Annotated in this window: 15 protein-coding genes; 14 read left to right on the top strand and 1 reads right to left on the bottom strand. The window is 67.6% G+C overall.

The features are described from left to right. Positions 1-46: 46 nt before the first annotated feature. Complete coding sequence (locus A7X97_RS04100; RefSeq protein WP_111007624.1) at positions 47-2,470, bottom strand: penicillin-binding protein 1A; 2,424 nt, start codon at positions 2,468-2,470, stop codon at positions 47-49. 219 nt (positions 2,471-2,689) lie between these two features. On the opposite strand from A7X97_RS04100, the gene A7X97_RS04095 reads away from it, so the two are divergent. The 14 genes from A7X97_RS04095 (at position 2,690) to tkt (ending at position 18,918) form a co-directional block, all read left to right on the top strand. Continuing rightward, entirely contained in the window at positions 2,690-3,748 is a 1,059-nt protein-coding gene (locus A7X97_RS04095) for a pilus assembly protein PilM (RefSeq protein ID WP_014038321.1), read from the top strand. Continuing rightward, positions 3,748-4,623, top strand: a complete 876-nt coding sequence (locus tag A7X97_RS04090; protein ID WP_088497528.1) for a PilN domain-containing protein — start codon at positions 3,748-3,750, stop codon at positions 4,621-4,623. The genes A7X97_RS04095 and A7X97_RS04090 overlap by 1 nt, the downstream gene beginning before the upstream one ends. After that, entirely contained in the window at positions 4,620-5,276 is a 657-nt protein-coding gene (locus A7X97_RS04085) for a type IV pilus inner membrane component PilO (RefSeq protein ID WP_057493352.1), read from the top strand. The genes A7X97_RS04090 and A7X97_RS04085 overlap by 4 nt, the downstream gene beginning before the upstream one ends. Further along, positions 5,276-5,809: a pilus assembly protein PilP gene (locus A7X97_RS04080; protein ID WP_005418914.1), complete on the top strand. Its 534-nt coding sequence runs from the start codon at positions 5,276-5,278 to the stop codon at positions 5,807-5,809. Before A7X97_RS04085 ends, A7X97_RS04080 begins: the two co-directional genes overlap by 1 nt. A gap of 21 nt (positions 5,810-5,830) precedes the next feature. Further along, complete coding sequence (locus A7X97_RS04075; protein WP_065185316.1) at positions 5,831-7,801, top strand: type IV pilus secretin PilQ; 1,971 nt, start codon at positions 5,831-5,833, stop codon at positions 7,799-7,801. Between the two features lie 173 nt (positions 7,802-7,974). Next, positions 7,975-9,000 (top strand): AAA family ATPase, encoded by a 1,026-nt coding sequence (locus A7X97_RS04070; RefSeq protein WP_005418911.1) that lies wholly within the window; start codon positions 7,975-7,977, stop codon positions 8,998-9,000. An 8-nt stretch (positions 9,001-9,008) separates the two neighbouring features. Next, positions 9,009-9,938 carry a DUF58 domain-containing protein gene (locus A7X97_RS04065; RefSeq protein WP_088497529.1) on the top strand — a complete coding sequence of 310 codons (930 nt, stop codon included), beginning with the start codon at positions 9,009-9,011 and terminating at the stop codon, positions 9,936-9,938. After that, complete coding sequence (locus tag A7X97_RS04060) at positions 9,935-10,384, top strand: DUF4381 family protein (protein WP_088497530.1); 450 nt, start codon at positions 9,935-9,937, stop codon at positions 10,382-10,384. Before A7X97_RS04065 ends, A7X97_RS04060 begins: the two co-directional genes overlap by 4 nt. Further along, complete coding sequence (locus A7X97_RS04055) at positions 10,381-11,385, top strand: vWA domain-containing protein (protein ID WP_088497531.1); 1,005 nt, start codon at positions 10,381-10,383, stop codon at positions 11,383-11,385. Before A7X97_RS04060 ends, A7X97_RS04055 begins: the two co-directional genes overlap by 4 nt. Further along, a complete protein-coding gene (locus A7X97_RS04050; RefSeq protein ID WP_088497534.1) occupies positions 11,382-13,205 on the top strand; it encodes a tetratricopeptide repeat protein in 1,824 nt (607 codons plus the stop codon). The genes A7X97_RS04055 and A7X97_RS04050 overlap by 4 nt, the downstream gene beginning before the upstream one ends. Continuing rightward, a complete protein-coding gene (locus A7X97_RS04045) occupies positions 13,202-14,917 on the top strand; it encodes a BatD family protein (RefSeq protein ID WP_072168472.1) in 1,716 nt (571 codons plus the stop codon). Before A7X97_RS04050 ends, A7X97_RS04045 begins: the two co-directional genes overlap by 4 nt. A 57-nt stretch (positions 14,918-14,974) precedes the next feature. Then, on the top strand, positions 14,975-16,294 hold the full coding sequence (locus A7X97_RS04040; RefSeq protein WP_072168473.1) for a dicarboxylate/amino acid:cation symporter: 1,320 nt from the start codon (positions 14,975-14,977) through the stop codon (positions 16,292-16,294). A 77-nt stretch (positions 16,295-16,371) separates the two neighbouring features. Then, positions 16,372-16,794, top strand: coding sequence for a hypothetical protein (locus tag A7X97_RS04035; protein ID WP_227837915.1), 423 nt, complete (start codon positions 16,372-16,374; stop codon positions 16,792-16,794). A 126-nt stretch (positions 16,795-16,920) separates the two neighbouring features. Continuing rightward, positions 16,921-18,918: a transketolase gene (gene tkt, locus A7X97_RS04030; RefSeq protein ID WP_111007623.1), complete on the top strand. Its 1,998-nt coding sequence runs from the start codon at positions 16,921-16,923 to the stop codon at positions 18,916-18,918. The last annotated feature ends 77 nt before the right edge of the window (positions 18,919-18,995 follow it).

The raw sequence follows: 18,995 nt of genomic DNA, 5'->3' as shown, positions 1-18,995 counted from the left end.
AGTCGCATCGGTGCCAACCCACGGTTGGCACCCACTGCACCCTTCCTCAGAAGATATCGAACGCGGCGGCGTCGGCCTGTGGCGTATTGAGGTTCAGGTCGTAGTCGGTCAGGCGATCCATGTCTTCCACCTTCACCCACTCGGTCGCGCCGTTGAGCGTGGCCTGGACCATGCCGCTGGGCGGCTCGTTCTGCGCGATCGGGGTGTCCTTGAGCGCGGTGCGCATGTAGTCGATCCAGATCGGCAGCGCCGCCTTGCCGCCGTACTCGCGGTAGCCCAGCGAGCGGAAGTCGTCGCGGCCCACCCACACGGTGGTTACGTACGGGCCACCGAAGCCGGAGAACCAGGCGTCACGATGGTCGTTGGTGGAGCCGGTCTTGCCGCCCACGTCCTCGCGGCCGAGCACCTTGGCCTGCACACCGGTACCGCGCTGGACCACGTCGCGCATCATCGACACCAACTGGTAGGCGGTGCGGGCGTCGATCGCGCGCGGGGCGGTGCGGGCATCCGGGTTGGCCGGCGCGGCCGGGGTCTCGGTCTTGGCTTCGGCCTTGGCCGCAGCGGCCGGGTCCACCTTCGGGGCCGGGGCGCCGAAGTTGAAGCCATCCACCACCTGGTTGACCGGCTGGTCGCTGCTGCCGGCGCAGTCGCGGCAGGCCAGCGCCGGGTTTTCCTTGAACACCAGGTTGCCGTCGCGGTCATTGACCTGGTCGATCAGCCAGGTATCCACGCGCGAGCCGCCATTGGCGAACACCGCGTAGCCACGCGCCACCGACAGCGGGGTCAGCGAGGCCGTGCCCAGCGACATCGACAGGTTCGGCGGCAGCTCCGATTCGGCAAAGCCAAACTCGCTGATGTACTTGCGCGCGTAGTCCACGCCCATGCCATCGAGCAGGCGTACCGAGACCAGGTTGCGCGACTGCACCAGCGCTTCACGCAGGCGCATCGGGCCGCGGAAGCCGCCGCCGTCGTTCTGCGGGGCCCAGGTCTTGCCGCGGCGATCGCGGAACACGACCGGGGCGTCGAGCACGATCGAGGCCGGGTTGTAGCCCTTGTCGAAAGCGGCCGCGTAGACGAACGGCTTGAAGCTCGAACCCGGCTGGCGGCGGGCCTGGGTGGCGCGGTTGAACTTGTTGCCGGAGAAGCTGAAGCCACCCACCAGCGCCTTCAGCGCGCCGCTGTGGGCATCCAGCGAGACCAGTGCGGACTGGCCGCGCGGGATCTGGTCCAGCAGCCACTCCCCTTCCTTGGCACCGGCGCGTACGCGCACGATGTCGCCGCGCTGCACCAGCTTGCCCGGGGTCTTGTTGGTCCACTTGGCGGCACCGGCCGGCAGCACGATCTCGGTGCGGTTGGCCAGCACCACCGTGGCGCTGCCATCGGCAGCGGTGCTGGCGACGATTGCCGGCAGCAGGCCGGCCTGGCCGTACATGCCGCGCAGGTGCTCGGCCAGCGCGGCGGTATCGTCGCCAGCGCCCAGCTGCACCTGCTTCTCCACGCCGTGCCAACCGTGGCGGTGGTCGTACAGCAGCAGGCCGTCACGGACGGCCAGGTTGGCGGCGGTCTGCAGGGTGGAGTCGATCGTGGTGGTGACGTGGTAGCCCTTGTTGACCACGTCGCCGCCAAAGCGGGCGATCATTTCCTGGCGCACCAGCTCGGCCACGTAGGGTGCATCGACCTGCACCGGCGGCTCATGCGCGGTGGCGTGCATCGGCACGGCCTTGGCCGCGTCGGCCTCGGCCTGGCTGACGAACTTCAGGTCGGCCATGCGCTGCAGCACGTAGTTGTCACGGCGCTGGCGGGCACGTTCCGGGTTGGAGATCGGGTTGCCCGACGACGGGAACTTGGGGATACCGGCCAGCGAGGCCATCTCGTCCAGGTCCAGCTCGTTCAGCTTCTTGCCGTAGTAGAACTCGGCGGCGGCGGCCACGCCGTAGGCGCGGTTGCCGAAGAAACTCTTGTTCAGGTACAGCTCGAAGATCTCGTCCTTGCTCAGCTCGGACTCGATCTTGCGCGCCAGCAGGATCTCGGCCAGCTTGCGGGTGTAGCTGTACTCGGAGCTGAGGAAGAACTGGCGGGCGACCTGCTGGGTGATGGTGGAGCCACCCGGCACGCGCTTGTCGTTGGTGGTGGCCAGCAGCCAGACCGCACGGCCGATGCCCATGTAGTCCACGCCGCCATGCTCGTAGAAGCGGGCGTCCTCGGTGGCCAGGAAGGCCTGCTTCAGCCGCTCGGGCACGTCCTTCATGGTGACCGGGGTGCGCCGGGTCTCGCCGAACACCGCCATCAGCTTGCCGTCGGCGGCATAGACGTACATCGGCTCCTGCATTTCCACGTCGCGCAGGGTCTGCACGTCGGGAAGCTTGGAGGAAACGGCATAGTACAGACCGCCCACGGCGGCCGCGCCGATCAGCGCCAGGACCAGGACAATCAGGAAGATCCAGCGCAGCCAGCGGCGGAGTCGAGTCATCGGGTTCAGATTCCGATTGCGAATTTCGTGGTCGCAGAGTATAGATTACGCAAGGTGGCGGCTGGGGTCGGCACCGGGGAGCGCAAGGGGAACGGTCAGGGGCTGCATGGTGAATCCGTGAGGGATTTCACAGCAGGGCCGTTGCCATTTGCTAAGAATACGTTATTAATGCTCGGACGCAGGTCTTGCGTCCAAGTGCCCGTCGGCAGGGGAGAAACCGTGGGGCTCATCCCAAAAAGTCAGTCGCCGCTTGTAGGCGTCGACATCAGTTCGACTGCGGTAAAGCTTTTGCAGCTGTCCCGCAGCGGCAATCGTTTCCGCGTGGAACATTACGCTGTGGAACCTCTTCCGCCGAATGCGGTGGTGGAGAAGAACATCGTCGAAGTGGAGGCCGTCGGTGAGGCCATCCGCCGGGCGATGAACCGTTCAGGCAGCAAGGCCAAGTTGGCCGCTGCCGCCGTCGCGGGGTCGGCGGTGATCACCAAGGTGATCCCGATGCCGGCCGATCTCGACGAAAACGACATGGAAGCCCAGATCGAGCTGGAAGCGGTCAACTACATTCCGTATCCGATCGAGGAAGTGAACCTGGACTTCGAGGTGATCGGGTCGATCCCGAACAACCCGGAGATGGTCCAGGTGCTGCTGGCCGCGTCGCGTTCGGAGAATGTCGAGCTGCGCCAGTCCGCACTGGAGCTCGGTGGCCTGCAGGCCAAGGTGATGGACGTGGAGGCCTTTGCGGTCGAGAACGCCTACGCCCTGGTCGCCAGCGAGCTGCCGGTGTCCATCGACGGCGTGGTTGCGCTGGTCGACATCGGCGCCACCATGACCACCCTCAATGTCCTGCGCGGCGGCCGCAGCCTTTACAGCCGCGAGCAGGTGTTCGGTGGCAAGCAGCTGACCGACGAGATCATGCGCCGCTATGGCCTGAGCTACGAGGAAGCCGGGCTGGCCAAGCGCCAGGGCGGCCTGCCGGAAAGCTACGAAATGGAAGTGCTGGAGCCGTTCAAGGAAGCCACGGTCCAGCAGATCAGCCGCCTGCTGCAGTTCTTCTATGCAGGCAGCGAATTCAACCGCGTCGATCACATCGTGCTGGCCGGCGGCTGCGCCGTGCTCGGTGGCCTGCCGGAGATGGTCGAGGAACAGCTGGGCGTGCCGACCGTGGTCGCCAACCCGCTGGCGCAGATGACCCTGGGGCCGAAGGTGAACGCGCATGCGTTGGCCCAGGATGCCCCCGCGCTGATGATCGCGACCGGTCTGGCGCTGAGGAGCTTCGACTGATGGCACGCATCAATCTATTGCCCTGGCGCGCCGAGCGGCGCAAGCAACGCCAGCGCGAGTTCTACGCAATGCTGGGCATGGCCGCTGTCGGTGGCCTGCTGTTGTCGCTGATGATCTGGTTCTATTACGACCGCCAGGTGAGCGGCCAGATGGACCGCAACGCCTATCTGGAAGCCGAGATCGAGAAGGTCAAGGAACAGAACAAGGAGATCGATCGCCTCGACGCGCAGAAGGAACGCCTGCTGGCCCGCAAGAAGGTGATCGAGGAACTGCAGGCCAAGCGCTCGCAGATGGTCCACCTGTTCGACGCGCTGGTACGCACCATTCCCGATGGCGTGGTGCTGACCGCGCTGAAGCAGGAAGGGGATGTGCTGACGCTGGAAGGCCGCACCCAGTCCAACGCCCGCGTTTCGGCCTACATGCGCAACCTGGAGACCTCCGGCTGGATGACCAATCCGGAGCTGTCGATCATCGAAGCGCGTGACCCGGAGAAGGACAAGGATGGCAAGGTCGGTCCGCTGGCCGACATCAAGGCGCTGCCCTACGTGTTCGTGGTCAAGGTGAAACTGCCGGCACAGAGCGAAGAGGTCTCGGCGACGCCGGGCCTGAACGCCGATGGGTCGGTGGCGACGGCTGCGCCCGCACCGGTGGCTCCGTTGGCCGCAGGTCCGGGTGCCGCGACGCCTGCGGCTCCGGCAGCGGGCCAGCCGGCAGCGGCTCCCGCTGCACCGGCCGCTGCACCGCCGGCCAAGCCGAACCAACCGGCCGCTCCGGCCGCCGCGCCGGCCCCGGCACCCGCCCCGAAGCCTGAGGGCAGCCGCCTGGCGCAGCCGCCGCAGGCCTTCAATGCGCTGCTGCAGGGGGACCGCGCATGAGCCAGAAGATCGACATCAAGAACCTGGATTTCAACGACATCGGCAACTGGCCGCAGAAGGCCAAGATCGTCTTCTGCTCGTTGCTGGCGCTGGTCATCATGTTCGTGGCGTGGATGCTGCTGATCAGCGGCAAGCGCGAAGAACTGGCCGGCCTGGAATCGAAGGAAGTCGAGCTGCGCGCCGAGTTCACCAAGCAGCAGGAACGCGCGGTGAACCTGGGGCCGCTGAAGCAGCAGCTGGCGCAGATGGAGCAGGTGCTGCAGCAGATGCTGCGGCAGCTGCCGAGCAAGACCGAAATGCCCGACCTGATCATCGACATCTCGCAGACCGCGCTGTCCAGCGGCCTGACCAACGAGCTGTTTGAGCCGGAGCAGGAGCAGATCAAGGAGTTCTACGCCGAGAAGCCGATCAAGCTGCGCATGGTGGGCAGTTACCACCAGTTCGGCGCATTCGTCAGTGGCGTGGCCTCGTTGCCGCGGGTGGTGATCCTGACCATGCATGACATCAACCTCAAGCCCAAGGAAAAGACCGGCGGCAACGTCCGCAGCGGTGCACTGGAACTGTCCGGTACGGTCAAGACCTACCGTTACCTGGACGAGACCGAAGTGCAGGCGCAGCAGGCGGCCGACGCTGGCAAGGAGGGCAAGAAGTGATGCGCGCGCAGACCGTACGTGGTGCGATGGTGCTGGCTGTACTGCTGCTGGCCGGTTGCGGCCGTGGCGTGACCAGCACGCCCGGCGACGCACCAAACCTTGAGAAGTGGGTGGAAGGCGAGCGCGCGCGACCGGCGCAACCGCTGGAGCCGCTGCCGGTGATGCAGCAGTTCGAGACCTTTGAATACTCCGCGCAGGGCATGCGCGATCCGTTCACCGATGCCTGGACCAATCCGCAGCAGGGGAACGGCGGATTGCGACCGGACCCGAACCGGCGCAAGGAGCCGTTGGAAGGCTTCCCGCTGGATGCGCTGGACATGGTCGGCACCATCGGTACCGGTGCAGGCACCGTGGCGCTGGTGATGGGGCCGGACAAGGTCACCTACCGGGTCCGCCCGGGCGGTTACCTGGGGCAGAGCGACGGGCGGGTCACGGCGGTCTTCGAAGACCGCGTGGAGCTGATCGAACTGGTGCCGGATGGCGCGGGTGGCTGGCTGGAACGGCCGGCAACGCTCTCGCTTGAAGATCAATGATCGTTTACTGGGGATAGCACGATGACCTTTCACCAAGCCAAGGGGCTGCGTCCCATCCGGCGCTCTACCTTGAACCGTGTCAGCGCGCTGGGAGTCGCGCTGATGCTGGCCTGCGCTCCGGCGCTGGCTGCCGCACCGGCGGAAAAGCCGGTGGGCGCCACCGTGGCACCGGCCGCTGCGCCGGCAGGCCTGTCGGTGGCCAAGATCGATTTCAAGCGTGGCGATGACGGCGCCGGGCGCCTGATCGTGCAGTTCGACGGGCAGGGCGCGATCCCTGACCTGCGCACGCAGGGCAACAGCGTCGTGGTCGACGTCGGCAATGCCCGACTGCCGGCCAACCTGCAGAAGCCGATGAACGTCACCGACTTCGCCACGCCGGTACAGCGCATCGACGCCAAGCCGTCCGGTGCCGGCACCCAGCTGGTGCTGAGCACCGGCGGTGCAGTGGAGTCGCTGGCCTACCAGAGCGGCAATGAGTACGTGGTCGAGATCAGCCCGCGGCAGGCCCCGGCCGCCGTCGGCGCGGTCACTGCCGGCAGCGTCACCCAGGCGGCCAAGGCCGTCGGCCAGCGCGGTTTCACCGGCAAGCCGGTGACCTTCAACTTCCAGGACGTGCCGGTGCGCACCGTGCTGCAGTTGATCGCCGAGGAGTCCAACCTGAACGTGGTTGCGTCCGACTCGGTGCAGGGCAATGTGACCCTGCGCCTGGTCAATGTGCCGTGGGACCAGGCGCTGGACATCGTGCTGCGCGCCAAGGGCCTGGACAAGCGTCGCGACGGCAGCGTGATCTGGGTGGCGCCGCAGGCCGAACTGGCCAAGTTCGAGCAGGAGAAGGAAGACGCGCGCATCGCCATCGAGAACCGCGAAGACCTGCAGACCGACTACATCCAGATCAACTACCACAGCGCTACGCAGATCTTCAAAGCGCTGACCGAGGCCAAGGGCATCGGTGGCAGTGGTGGTGGTGGCAGCGGCGGTGGTTCGGGCAGCTCGTCGCAGGAAGACAGTGGCTTCCTGTCCTCGCGCGGCCGCATCGTGGCCGACGAGCGCACCAACACGCTGATGATCAGCGACATCCCGAAGAAGATCGCGCGCATGCGCGAGCTGATCAACGTGATCGACCGCCCGGTCGACCAGGTGCTGATCGAAAGCCGCATCGTCATCGCCACCGATACCTTCGCCCGCGAACTGGGTGCGAAGTTCGGTGTCAGCGGCAGCCGCGACAACGTGTACTTCAGCGGCAGCCTGGATGCCAACGCCAAGACCCGCGAGTCGCAGGTGACGACCGACCTGGCCAACGCCAAGGCCGAGCGTGACTGGGAAGCCGGTGGCCGGGTCGGCCCGCCGCCGGTGAAGTCCGGCTCGGCGATCACCCGTGGCCTGAACTGGAACCTGCCGGTGGCCGCCGCCAGCAACCCGGGTTCGCTGGCACTGTCCATCCTCAATGCCGGTTATCTGCTGGATGTGGAGCTGTCGGCCATGCAGCAGGAATCGCGAGGCGAGGTGATCTCCAACCCGCGCGTGGTCACCACCAACCAGCGCGAAGCGATGATCAAGCAGGGCAAGGAGATCGGTTACGTCACCATCAGTGGTGGTACCGCTGGCGGCGTGGCGACGCCGAACGTGCAGTTCAAGGAAGTGGTGCTGGAGCTGAAGGTCACTCCGACCATCACCAACGACAACCGCGTGTTCCTCAACATGCAGGTGAAGAAGGACGAAGTCGACCAGCTGATCCAGCTGGAGGGCTACGGTACCGTGCCGTCGATCAACCGCCGCGAAGTCAATACCGCGGTGCTGGTCGAGGACGGGCAGACCGTGGTGATCGGTGGCGTCTACGAATTCACCGATCGCAACAGCATCAGCAAGGTGCCGTTCCTGGGCGACGTGCCGTTCCTGGGCAACCTGTTCAAGAAGCGCGGTCGCAACAAGGACAAGGCCGAACTGCTGGTGTTCGTCACCCCGAAGGTGCTGCGCGTGGCCAAGCAGAACTGAGCCATCGCTCCGAAGTCTTCGAAGAAGGGCCGCCCTGTGCGGCCCTTCCTCGTTTCTGCCGGTAGATCCACGCCCTGCGTGGATGCGCTGTTCAGCCGTTCTTGATGCCAATCGCAGGGCACCCTGCGATGATGTCGGGAACCCGTGCCGTCCCGCGCCGGTCAAAGGCCCCCATGAACCTGCCACCGCCGATGCCCGAAACTGTCTCGCCGCCGCCCGCGCCGGCAACCTCACGCCTGCATGCGGCATTCACCCAGCTGCGCGATGCGTTGTCGACCGAGATCGTCGGCCAGGCGGCCCTGGTCGAACGCCTGCTGATCGCGTTGCTGGCCGACGGCCACCTGCTGGTGGAGGGCGCGCCGGGCCTGGCCAAGACCACGGCGATCCGTGCACTGGCCTCGCGCCTGGAAGCAGACTTTGCCCGCGTGCAGTTCACCCCCGACCTGCTGCCGGCCGACCTCACCGGCACCGAGATCTGGCGCCCCCAGGAGGGCCGCTTCGAGTTCGTGCCTGGCCCGATCTTCCACCCGATCCTGCTGGCCGACGAGATCAACCGTGCGCCGGCCAAGGTGCAGTCGGCGCTGCTGGAAGCCATGGGCGAGCGCCAGGTCACGGTTGGCCGCCATACCTATGCGCTGCCGCCGCTGTTCCTGGTGATGGCCACGCAGAACCCGATCGAGCAGGAAGGTACCTTCCCGCTGCCGGAAGCGCAGCTGGACCGCTTCCTGATGCATGTGCGCATCGGTTACCCGGACCAGGCCGCCGAATCGGAGATCCTGCGGCTGGCCCGTGAGCGTGCCCGTGGCGCATTGGGTGAGGCCGCGCCGGCGCCGGACAAGATGCCGATGCAGGACGTGTTCGACGCCCGCCGCGAAGTGCTGGACCTGCACATGGCACCGGCACTGGAGCGCTACCTGATCGAACTGGTGCTGGCCTCGCGCGATCCATCGCGCTACGACGCCGGCCTCGGCCGCCGCATCGCATGGGGGGCAAGCCCGCGCGGATCCATCGCACTGGAGCGCTGTGCCCGTGCGCGCGCCTGGCTGGCCGGCCGCGACTTCGTCACCCCCGATGACGTGCGTGCGGTGGCCGCTGATGTGCTGCGCCATCGCGTGCTGCCCAGCTATGAAGCCACCGCCGAAGGCTGGGACGGCGAGCGCCTGGTGCAGGAGCTGCTGGCCCGGGTGCCGGCACCCTGAGCCTGCGCATGACCGATCGATCCCTGGAACAGGCACCGTCTGCGCTCGAAGGTGACGGGCTGCGCCCGCAGCTGGCCGAACTGGTCGCGCTGCGTCGGCTGGCACAGCGTCCGCCGCCGCCGCGCCGTGGCCGCACCGGCAACGCGGGCCAGGCACCATCCCCGCTGCGCGGCCGCGGCATGGAGTACGCCGAGTCGCGCGAATACGTGGCCGGCGACGACGCGCGCCACATCGATTGGCGCGTGACGGCGCGCACCGGCCGCGCCCATACCAAACTGTTCCAGGCCGAGCGTGAGCGGGTCAGCCTGATCGTGGCCGACACGTCGCCGGCGCTGTACTTCGGTACCCGCGTGCGCTTCAAATCGGTGCAGGCCGCACGCGCGGGTGCTGTTGCCGCGTGGTCGGCGCAGCGCCGTGGCGACCGCGTGGGCGCATTGCGTGGCAGCGACCGCGAAGCGCCGATCACCCCCGCAGGTGGGCCGCGCGGAGTGCTCCGCGTGCTCGACGCGCTCACCCGCTGGTACGCACAGCCGCCGGCCGACGATCTGGGCCTGGAGCGCGCGCTGGACCATGCCGGCCGCGTGCTGCGCCCCGGGGCACGCATGCTGGTGCTGGCCGATCCGCAGCAGGCCATCCGCATTCCGCCCGCGCGCTGGAGCGCGCTGGCCCAGCATCACGACCTCAGCCTGGTGCTGCTGGTCGATCCACTGGAGCTGCGGCCACCGTCGGCGGCGTTGCAGTTCCAGACCGCGCAGCAGCGCATCGGTCTCGACCTGCGCCGCAGCGAAGTGCAGGCGCACTGGCAGGCGCACTTTGTCGAACCGCTGCAGGAACTGCGGCGCCAGCTCGGCGCACGCCGCGTCGACGTGCAGGTGCTGTCCTCCGATGCGTCCAGCGACGCTTGGCTGGCGCCGTCGCCGACCGAGGTGCCGGCATGAGCGCCGCGCTGCCGTTGCGCGATGTGCAGCTGCCGCCGGCACCGTCATGGTGGCCGCCAGCCCCCGGTTACCTGATGATCGGCGCGGTGGTCGTGCTGGTGCTGCTGGTGACCGCCGTGGTGATGTGGCGACGTCGCCGCCGTCGCGAGCGCTGGTTGCAGCTGTTCGATCAGGAACTGGCAACCGCCCCCGACGCTGCGGCCGAACTGGCGGCCATCGCCGGACTGCTGCGCCGTGCCGCACGCCATGCACGGCCGGGCAGTGAATCGCTGCGCGATGACGCCTGGTGGCAACGCCTCGACCCGCAGCGCACGCTGGCCGATGACCACCGCAGCCTGTTGGCCGAAGGCGCCTATCGCCCGCGCGTCGACAACCGCGACGTGGCGGCCATACGCAGCTGGGCCCGCGAACGCTATCTGGCGATGCTGCTGGAGCGCCGCCGATGAACCTGCTGGCAAGTTACTGGCCATGGCCGGACCTGCAGCTGGCGTGGCCGTTGGCCCTGCTGGCCCTCCCGATGCCGCTGCTGATGCGCTGGTGGAAGCGCCGTGCAGCGCCGGGTGCTGCACTACGCGTCCCCTACGCTGCCGCCGAGCTGGAAGCGCTGTCCGGTGGTGGCCGCGTCGACGTGTCGTGGCTGCGCACGCTGCTGCTGTGGCTGGGGTGGTGTGCACTGTGCATCGCGCTGGCGCGACCGCAGCAGCTGGGCGACGCCATCACGCCCCCGCAGGAGGGCCGACAGATGATGTTGGCGATGGACGTGTCCGGAAGCATGGGCGAGGGCGACATGGTGCTGGGCGACCAGGCGGTCGATCGCCTGACCGCAGCCAAGGCCGTGCTTGCCGACTTCCTGGATCGTCGTGCGGGCGACCGCGTCGGCCTGCTGATCTTCGGCGACCGCGCCTACACACTCACGCCGCTGACTGCGGACCTGGCCAGCGTGCGCGACCAGCTGCGCGACAGCGTGGTCGGCCTGGCCGGGCGCGAGACCGCCATCGGGGATGCCATCGGCCTGGCGGTCAAGCGCCTGCGTACCCAGCCGGAGGGACAGCGCGTGCTGATCCTGCTGACCGATGGTGTCAGCAATGCCGGTGTGCTGGAACCGCTGCGCGCCGCGGAAGTGGCGCGCGCCGAGGGCGTGCGCATCCACACGGTCGCATTTGGCGGCGATGGCAGCATGCGTTTGTTCGGCATTCCGATTTCCACCGACCAGGATCCGGTCGATGAGGCCACCCTGAAGAAGATCGCTAGCATGACCGGTGGCCAGTTCTTCCGCGCGCGTGATACCGCGCAGCTGGCCGGGATCTACGCCGAGCTCGATCGCCTGGAGCCAGTGGCCGCAAAGGGCCCGAGCCTGCGCCCTCGCGAGGAACGCTATGCGTGGCCGTTGGGCTTGGCATTGCTGCTGGGCGCATTGGCCTGGCTGTGGCCGGAGCGTCGCCGATGATCGCGTTTGCTTCGAATCTTCCCGACTGGAACGCGCTGCACTTCCTGCGGCCCGAGTGGTTGTGGGCGCTGCTGGCGCTGCCGCTGATCATCGCGTTGGCGCTGTACCGGCAGCGACGCAGTGATGCGTGGCGGCAGGCCGTGGATGCACATCTGTTGCCACATCTGCTGGCCGCCGGTGCGAAGCGTCGCGTGCGCCTGCCATGGGCGCTGCTGCTGGGCTGGACACTGGCATCGCTGGCGATGGCCGGGCCGAGCTGGCGGCAGCAGGCGCAGCCGATGTTCCAGGCCAGCGCACCGCTGCTGGTGGTACTGGACCTGTCCAGCCGGATCAGCGCAACCGATCTGCCACCGTCGCGCCTGCTGCAGGCGCGCGCGAAAGTGGGCCAGCTGCTGCGCGCGCGCCAGGGCGGGCAGGTGGGCCTGGTGGTGTATGCCGATGATGCCTACACCGTGGCGCCGCTGACCGACGACGGCAGCAACGTCGCGCTGTATCTGGATGCGCTGTCGCCGGACGTGATGCCGCGCGATGGCCAGCGTGCCGACCGCGGCATCGACTGGGCAACACGGCTGATGCGGCAGATTGGTGCGCTGCAGGGGCAGATCCTGCTGGTCAGCGACCAGGCGGATGGTGAAGCTGCACTGGCGGCAGCGCAGGCACGCAGCCTGGGCCTGCAGGTGTCGGTGCTGGGCCTGGGCACGCCTGCCGGTGCGGCCTACCGCGATGGCAGCGGGCAGATCCGCCAGGCTGCGCTGGATGAGGGCAGCCTGCGCGCGGTGGCCACTGCAGGCGGCGGCCGCTATGCACGCATCTCCGCCGATGACAGCGATCTGCGTGCGCTCGGTGTACTCGACGCGCGCGAAGGCACGGCGGCGCAGCGGCCGGGCGAAGGCAAGCAGTGGCGTGACGAAGGCTTCTGGCTGCTGCCGCCGGTGATGCTGCTGGCATTGCTGGCCTTCCGCCGTCGTGCGCTGCTGGCGGCGGTGCTCGCGGTCGGCCTCGTGCCATGGATGAATGACGCGCAGGCGCAGGCACCTGCGACGCAGGCCTCGCAACCCGCGCAGGGCACGCTGTGGAAGCGTAGCGACCAAGCGCAGCATCAGCGCTTGGCCGAGGGCGTCCAGGCTTACCGCAACGGCGACTTCACCACTGCACGCAAACGCTTCGAAGGCATCGACAACGATGCCGGTTGGTACAACCTGGGCAACACGCTGGCACGCGAAGGCAACTACGACGAAGCGATCGCCGCCTACGACCGCGCGCTGGCGTTGCATCCCGGCATGGCCGATGCGGTCGCCAACCGTGCCGTGGTCGATGCCGCGCGCAAGCGCAGGCAGTCCGGTGGCAAAGGCCAGGATCAGCAGAAGCCACCGCAGAGCGGGCAGCAGAAGCAGCAGAACGATGCCCCGGGCCAGCAGAACCCGCAGGGCCAGAAGCCGCAGCAGGGACAGCAGAATCCCGGCCAGGGCCAGCAGGGGCAGCCCAAGGCGGGTGACGACAAGAACCCGTCGAGCCCGCAGCCCGGCGAGCGCGGCCGCGATGGCCAGCAGGCGCCACCACAGGTGGAGGATGCCAAGGTACAGGCCCAGGCTGATGAGCAGCAGCGCCAGCGCATGCAGCAGGCGATGCAGCAGGCACGCGAAGGCGAGGCTGGCAAGGACGGCAAACCCGTACCGGGGGCTGAGGGCCGCACGCCGCGCGAGCGCGAGGAGCAACAGGCGGTGGAAGCGTGGATGCGGCGTGTGCCGGATGATCCGGGCGCGTTGCTGCGGGCCAAGTTCCAGCTGGAAAACGAACGCAGGAAGAGGGAAGGGCGATGACGCGGGCGATCAACATGCACGGGCACTGGTCACGGCCGGTACTGGCGGCGCTGTTGCTGTGGCTGCCGCTGCTGGCCTGGGCGCAGCCACGCGCCTGGCTGGATCGCGACCGCATCGCGATGGGTGATACGGTCACCCTCAATGTCGAGAGCGATCAGGGCGCTCCCGACTTCACGCCATTGCGCACCGACTTCGACCTGAGCGGCCAGACCAGCAGCCGCCAGGTGGAATGGAGCAATGGCAGCATGCAGCAGCGCAACCTGTATGGCGTGGCGCTGACCCCCCGGCGCAGCGGTGCGCTGGTGGTACCGGGCCTGCAGGTGGGCAGTGCGCGAACCGCGCCGCTGACGCTGCAGGTCGATGCGGCCGCCGTGGCCGGACCTGACAGCAATGCGATGGCCTTCATCGAGACCGTTGTCGATGACGATACGCCGTACGTGCAGCAGAGCGTGGGCGTGGTGGTGCGCTTGTATTTCGCCTCGCAGCTGGCCTCCGGCGAGCTGGTGCTGGACACCCCGGCGGGCGCGTCGTTGCAGCGGGTGGGCGATGACCGCACCGACGTACGCCAGGTCAACGGGCGCCGCTACAACGTGGTCGAACGACGTTTCCTGCTGATCCCCGAGCGCAGCGGCGCGTTGCGGCTGTCCGGTGCGCGTTTCAGCGGGCGCAGCGCCGGAGGTTTCTTCGATGACTTCTTCGGGGGCGGCGATGGCCGCATGAATGCCACCGGCGCAGACCGCACGTTGCAGGTGCAGGCACAGCCGGCACAGGCGCCGCAGCCGTGGTTGCCCCTGCAGAGCCTGCAGCTGCGCTACACCAGCGCGCCCACCAGTGCCCGTACCGGCGAGGCAGCCAACGTGGTGGTCGAAGCGGTTGCCGAAGGCGCGACCCGAGCACAGTTCACCGACCTGCCGGTGCCGGATGTCGGCGCCAACGCGCAGGTGTTCGCCGAACCGGCACAGTACGAAGAGACCTTCAACGGCAGCACGCCGCGCCTGAAGATCACCCGCCGCTATTCGATTGTGCCGCGCCAGCCGGGTTCGCTGGTGGTGCCGGGACCACACCTGCCCTGGTGGGATGTGCGCAACGGCAAGGCACAGGAAGCGAAGCTGCCGGACCTGACGCTGGCCGTTGCGGCCGGTACCGGCGCCGCCACTGCCTCGCCGGCAGCGCTGCCACCGATCGACACCGCTGCCGCGCTGCCCGGCAGCGATGGACAGGATGGGCGTATCGCCGCGACCGATCCACGCGCCAGCGGCCTGTCCGAGCGACCGTGGCCATGGATGGCGGCGGCCATTGGCCTGGCGCTGCTGTGGCTGCTGACCCTGTTGTGGGGCTGGCAGCGAGGCCGACGCCCGCGTGTGGCGGCGCCTGCAGCCGGCACGCCCTCTGTGCCGACCGTAGTGAGCGGACGCGCGGGCCTGGCCGAACTGCGCCGTGCGCTGGATGGTGAAGGCTTCGACCAGGTGGAGGCACGGCTGTGTGCGATGGCCGGTGTGAAACGCATCGAGCAGGTCATCGCCCGGCTGGATGACGCGGCCCAGCGCCAGGTATTGCTGGACCTGCAGCAGGCGCGCTGGGGCGGGCAGGGCGAACTGGCCCCGTTGCGCGCGCGCCTGCGTGAGGTCTTCCGTGACGGACCGCACTGGTCGGCGGCAACCGGCGCCGCCGACACTGGCCTGGCGCCGCTGTATCCAACGCGGCGAACCTGAACCGGCGCCGCTTGCGCGCTTTGTTAGAGTGCATTCATTTTTCGAGGAAACCCGCGCATGACAGCAGCTGCTGCCGACAAGAAGAAGTTGCCCCTGCATTGGAAGATGGGCATCGGCTTTGCGATCGGCCTGATCCTGGGACTGATCGTGCACGCCCTGGGCGGCAGCGTCGATGGCCTGCAGGCCGGTGCCAAGTGGGTCATGGACTACGTCACCACCCCGGCGTCGGGCCTGTTCCTGAACCTGATCTTCATGCTGATCGTGCCGCTGATCTTCTCGGCGCTGATCATGGGCGTGTCGGAGATGGGCGACATCCGCGCCCTGGGCCGCATCGGCTGGAAGACCCTGGCCTATACCGTGCTGCTGTCCGGCATTGCCGTGGGCATCGGCCTGGTGCTGGTCAACCTGCTCAAGCCGGGCGCCGGCGTGGATCCGCAGGTCGCCGCGATGATGCTGTCGGAGAACGCCGAGCGCAGCAAGGAAATCGTCGCTGGCATCCATGGCACGCCGAAGGGCATGGACATGCTGCTGTCGATCGTGCCGAGCAATGTGCTGCAGGCCGCGTCGGACAATGGCGCGATCCTGTCGCTGATGTTCTTCGCGCTGATGTTCGGCATCGGCATGGTGCTGACCGACAATGAGAAGGTCGCCCCGTTGCGCCGCGCCATCGAAGGCGTGTTCGAAATCTCGATGACCCTGATCAACCTGGTCATCCGCCTGGCCCCCTATGCAGTGGCCTGCTTCATGTTCAATCTGGCCGCGCTGTTCGGCTTCGAGCTGATCATCCGCCTGGGCGCGTACGTGGGCGTGGTGGTGCTGGCGCTCGGCCTGCACATGGTCGTGACCTACGGTACTGCCGTATGGCTGTCCGGCCGCTCGCCGCTGTCGTTCTTCCGCGATACCCAGGAAGCGACGGTGATGGCGTTCTCCACCGCCTCCAGCAACGCGACCCTGCCGACCGCACTGCGCGTGGCGGACCAGATGGGCCTGCCGCAGCGCGTGTCGCGATTCGTGCTGACCGTGGGTGCCACCGCCAACCAGAACGGCACCGCCCTGTTCGAGGGCGTGACGGTGATCTTCCTGGCCCAGTTCTTCGGCGTGGACCTGAGTATTGGCCAGCAGGTCATGGTGATGGCGGTCTGCATCCTTGGCGGCATCGGCACGGCGGGCGTGCCTTCGGGCTCGCTGCCGGTGGTGGCGATGATCTGCGCGATGGTCGGTGTGAACCCGCTGGGCATTGGCCTGATCCTGGGCGTGAACCACTTCCTGGACATGTGCCGTACCGCCCTGAACGTGACCGGCGACCTGGCCCTGACCACGTTGGTGGCCAAGGGCGAGTCCCATGACGGACCGGCGCTGGGCACGCCCCTCGATTGAACGCGCCCTGAATGCCATGGATACTATCCCGACGCATGGAAGGCGTCGGGATTGGCGCCGTGCGAAAGGGAGCAGAAATGAGGATTTCGTACGTGATGGTCGCCGCCCTGGGCCTGCTGGCTTTCGACGCCAGTGCCCAGAAGGCCTGTGAAACCAACTACACCAAGACCGGCAGCTTCTTCGCCGGGCGCACCTTCACCACCTGGGACGTGGTGCCCAACGTTACCCCGGCCGACGCTCTCAAGCGTATCCAGATCGAGGGCGTGAAGTCGGGCCTGAAGGTGGCCAGCGTGGACAAGGACCTGGGCATGCTGACCCTGGAACAGAACGTCCAGTTCAATGGTGGCCAGACCACCCTGCCGTGGAACGTGCTGGTTGAAGCCGAGGGCAAGGGTTCGAAGATCACCGTGACCAAGACCACCCCGGCCACCTACGCCACTGGCGAGGACTTCCAGAAGAAGTCGATGTGTGGCGTGATCGAGGCTGCCGCGCCCAAGTAAGGGGGTGGCGGGACCAGATCCCTTTCACTGGCAAGGGATCTGGTCCTACGCCTGAACCCGGCCCCGCGTCTGTGGGACAATAGGCCGCCCGCACGTCCGCGGCCGCCTCCCGATTCCGACAGAACCATGACGCAGCCTACCCGTCGCCAGTTGGCCAACGCCATCCGCTTCCTCGCCGCCGATGCGGTTGAAACCGCAAAGTCCGGCCACCCCGGCATGCCCATGGGCATGGCCGACATCGCCGAAGTCCTCTGGAACGACTACCTCCGCCATAACCCGAGCAACCCGCACTGGTTCAACCGCGACCGTTTCGTGCTGTCCAACGGCCACGGTTCGATGCTGCAGTACGCGCTGCTGCACCTGAGCGGTTACGACCTGCCGATCGAGCAGCTCAAGCTGTTCCGCCAGCTGGGCAGCCACACCGCCGGCCACCCGGAGCGCCACGAGACCCCGGGCGTGGAAACCACCACCGGCCCGCTGGGACAGGGTTTCGCCAATGCCGTGGGCTTCGCCCTGGCCGAGAAGCTGCTGGCACAGCGCTTCAACCGCCCGGAGCTGGAAGTGGTCGACCACCGCACCTGGGTGTTCATGGGTGATGGCTGCCTGATGGAAGGCGTGTCGCACGAAGCGGCCTCGCTGGCCGGCACCTGGGGCCTGCACAAGCTGGTCTGCTTCTGGGACAACAACCACATCTCCATCGACGGCAACGTCGAGGGCTGGTTCACCGACAACACCCCGGAACGTTTCGAGGCCTATGGCTGGAACGTGATCCGCGATGTTGACGGCCACGACCCGGAAAGCATCAAGGCCGGCATCGAGGCCGCGCTGTCGCAGAGCGACAAGCCGACCCTGATCTGCTGCCGCACCACCATCGGCTTCGGTTCGCCGAACAAGGCGGGCAAGGAATCCAGCCACGGTGCTCCGCTGGGCAAGGACGAGCTGGAAGCCACCCGCAAGCAGCTGGGCTGGGAATACGGCCCGTTCGAGATCCCGCAGGCGATCTACGACGGCTGGCGCGCCAATGGCGCCGGCACGCTGCGCCAGGCCGAGTGGGAACAGCTGTTCGACAAGTACGCCAGCCAGTATCCGGCGGAGGCGGCTGAGCTGACCCGCCGCTCGCATGGCGAGCTGCCGGCCGACTTCGTTGCCAAGGCCGATGCCTACATCGCCCAGGTGGCCGCCGAGGGCCCGACGATCGCCTCGCGCAAGGCCTCGCAGCTGGCCATCGAAGCCTATGCGCCGCTGCTGCCGGAAATCGTCGGTGGCTCGGCCGACCTGGCGCACTCCAACCTGACCCTGTGGAAGGGCAGCAGGTCGGTCGCCAGCGACGACGCCAACGCCAACTACGTGTACTACGGCGTGCGCGAGTTCGGCATGACCGCCATCGCCAATGGCCTGGCCCTGCACGGTGGCTTCATTCCGTTCGACGCCACCTTCCTGGTGTTCAGCGATTACGCCCGCAACGGCGTGCGCATGAGCGCGCTGATTCCGGCCCACGCCATCCACGTCTATACCCACGACTCGATCGGCCTGGGCGAAGACGGCCCGACCCACCAGCCGGTGGAGCACCTGGCCTCGCTGCGCTACATCCCGAACAACGACGTGTGGCGCCCGTGCGATGCGGTCGAGTCGGCCGTGAGCTGGAAGGCCGCGATCACCCGCCAGGACGGCCCGAGCTGCCTGGTGTTCAGCCGCCAGAACCTGCCGCACCAGCCGCGCAGCGCCGAGCAGATCAAGCAGATCGAGCGCGGCGGTTACGTGCTGGCCGATGCCGCCGGTACCCCGGACGTGATCCTGATCGCCACCGGTTCGGAAGTCTCGCTGGCTACCGAAGCCAAGGCCCAGCTGGATGCGGCCGGTATCAAGACCCGCGTGGTCTCGATGCCGTCCACCGACGTGTTCCTGTGCCAGGATGCGGCCTACCGTGAATCGGTGCTGCCGAACGCGGTGCGCAAGCGCGTGGCCGTGGAAGCTGGCGTCACCGGTTTCTGGCGCCAGTTCGTAGGCCTGGACGGTGCCGTGATCGGTATCGACACCTTCGGCGCTTCGGCCCCGGCCGACCAGCTGTACAAGCACTTCGGCATCACCACGGCGCACGTGGTGGAAGCTGCCAAGGCGCTGTAAGCGGCCTCTCGGCGCAACAAAGGAAAGGCCGGCGCAAGCCGGCCTTTCTCGTTGCCGGAAGAAAAAGGGGACGGAGG

It is taken from the genome of Stenotrophomonas sepilia (assembly GCF_003244875.1).
GTDB classification, from domain to species: Bacteria; Pseudomonadota; Gammaproteobacteria; order Xanthomonadales; family Xanthomonadaceae; genus Stenotrophomonas; species Stenotrophomonas sepilia.
This window is presented reverse-complemented; position numbering and strand designations above follow the sequence as displayed.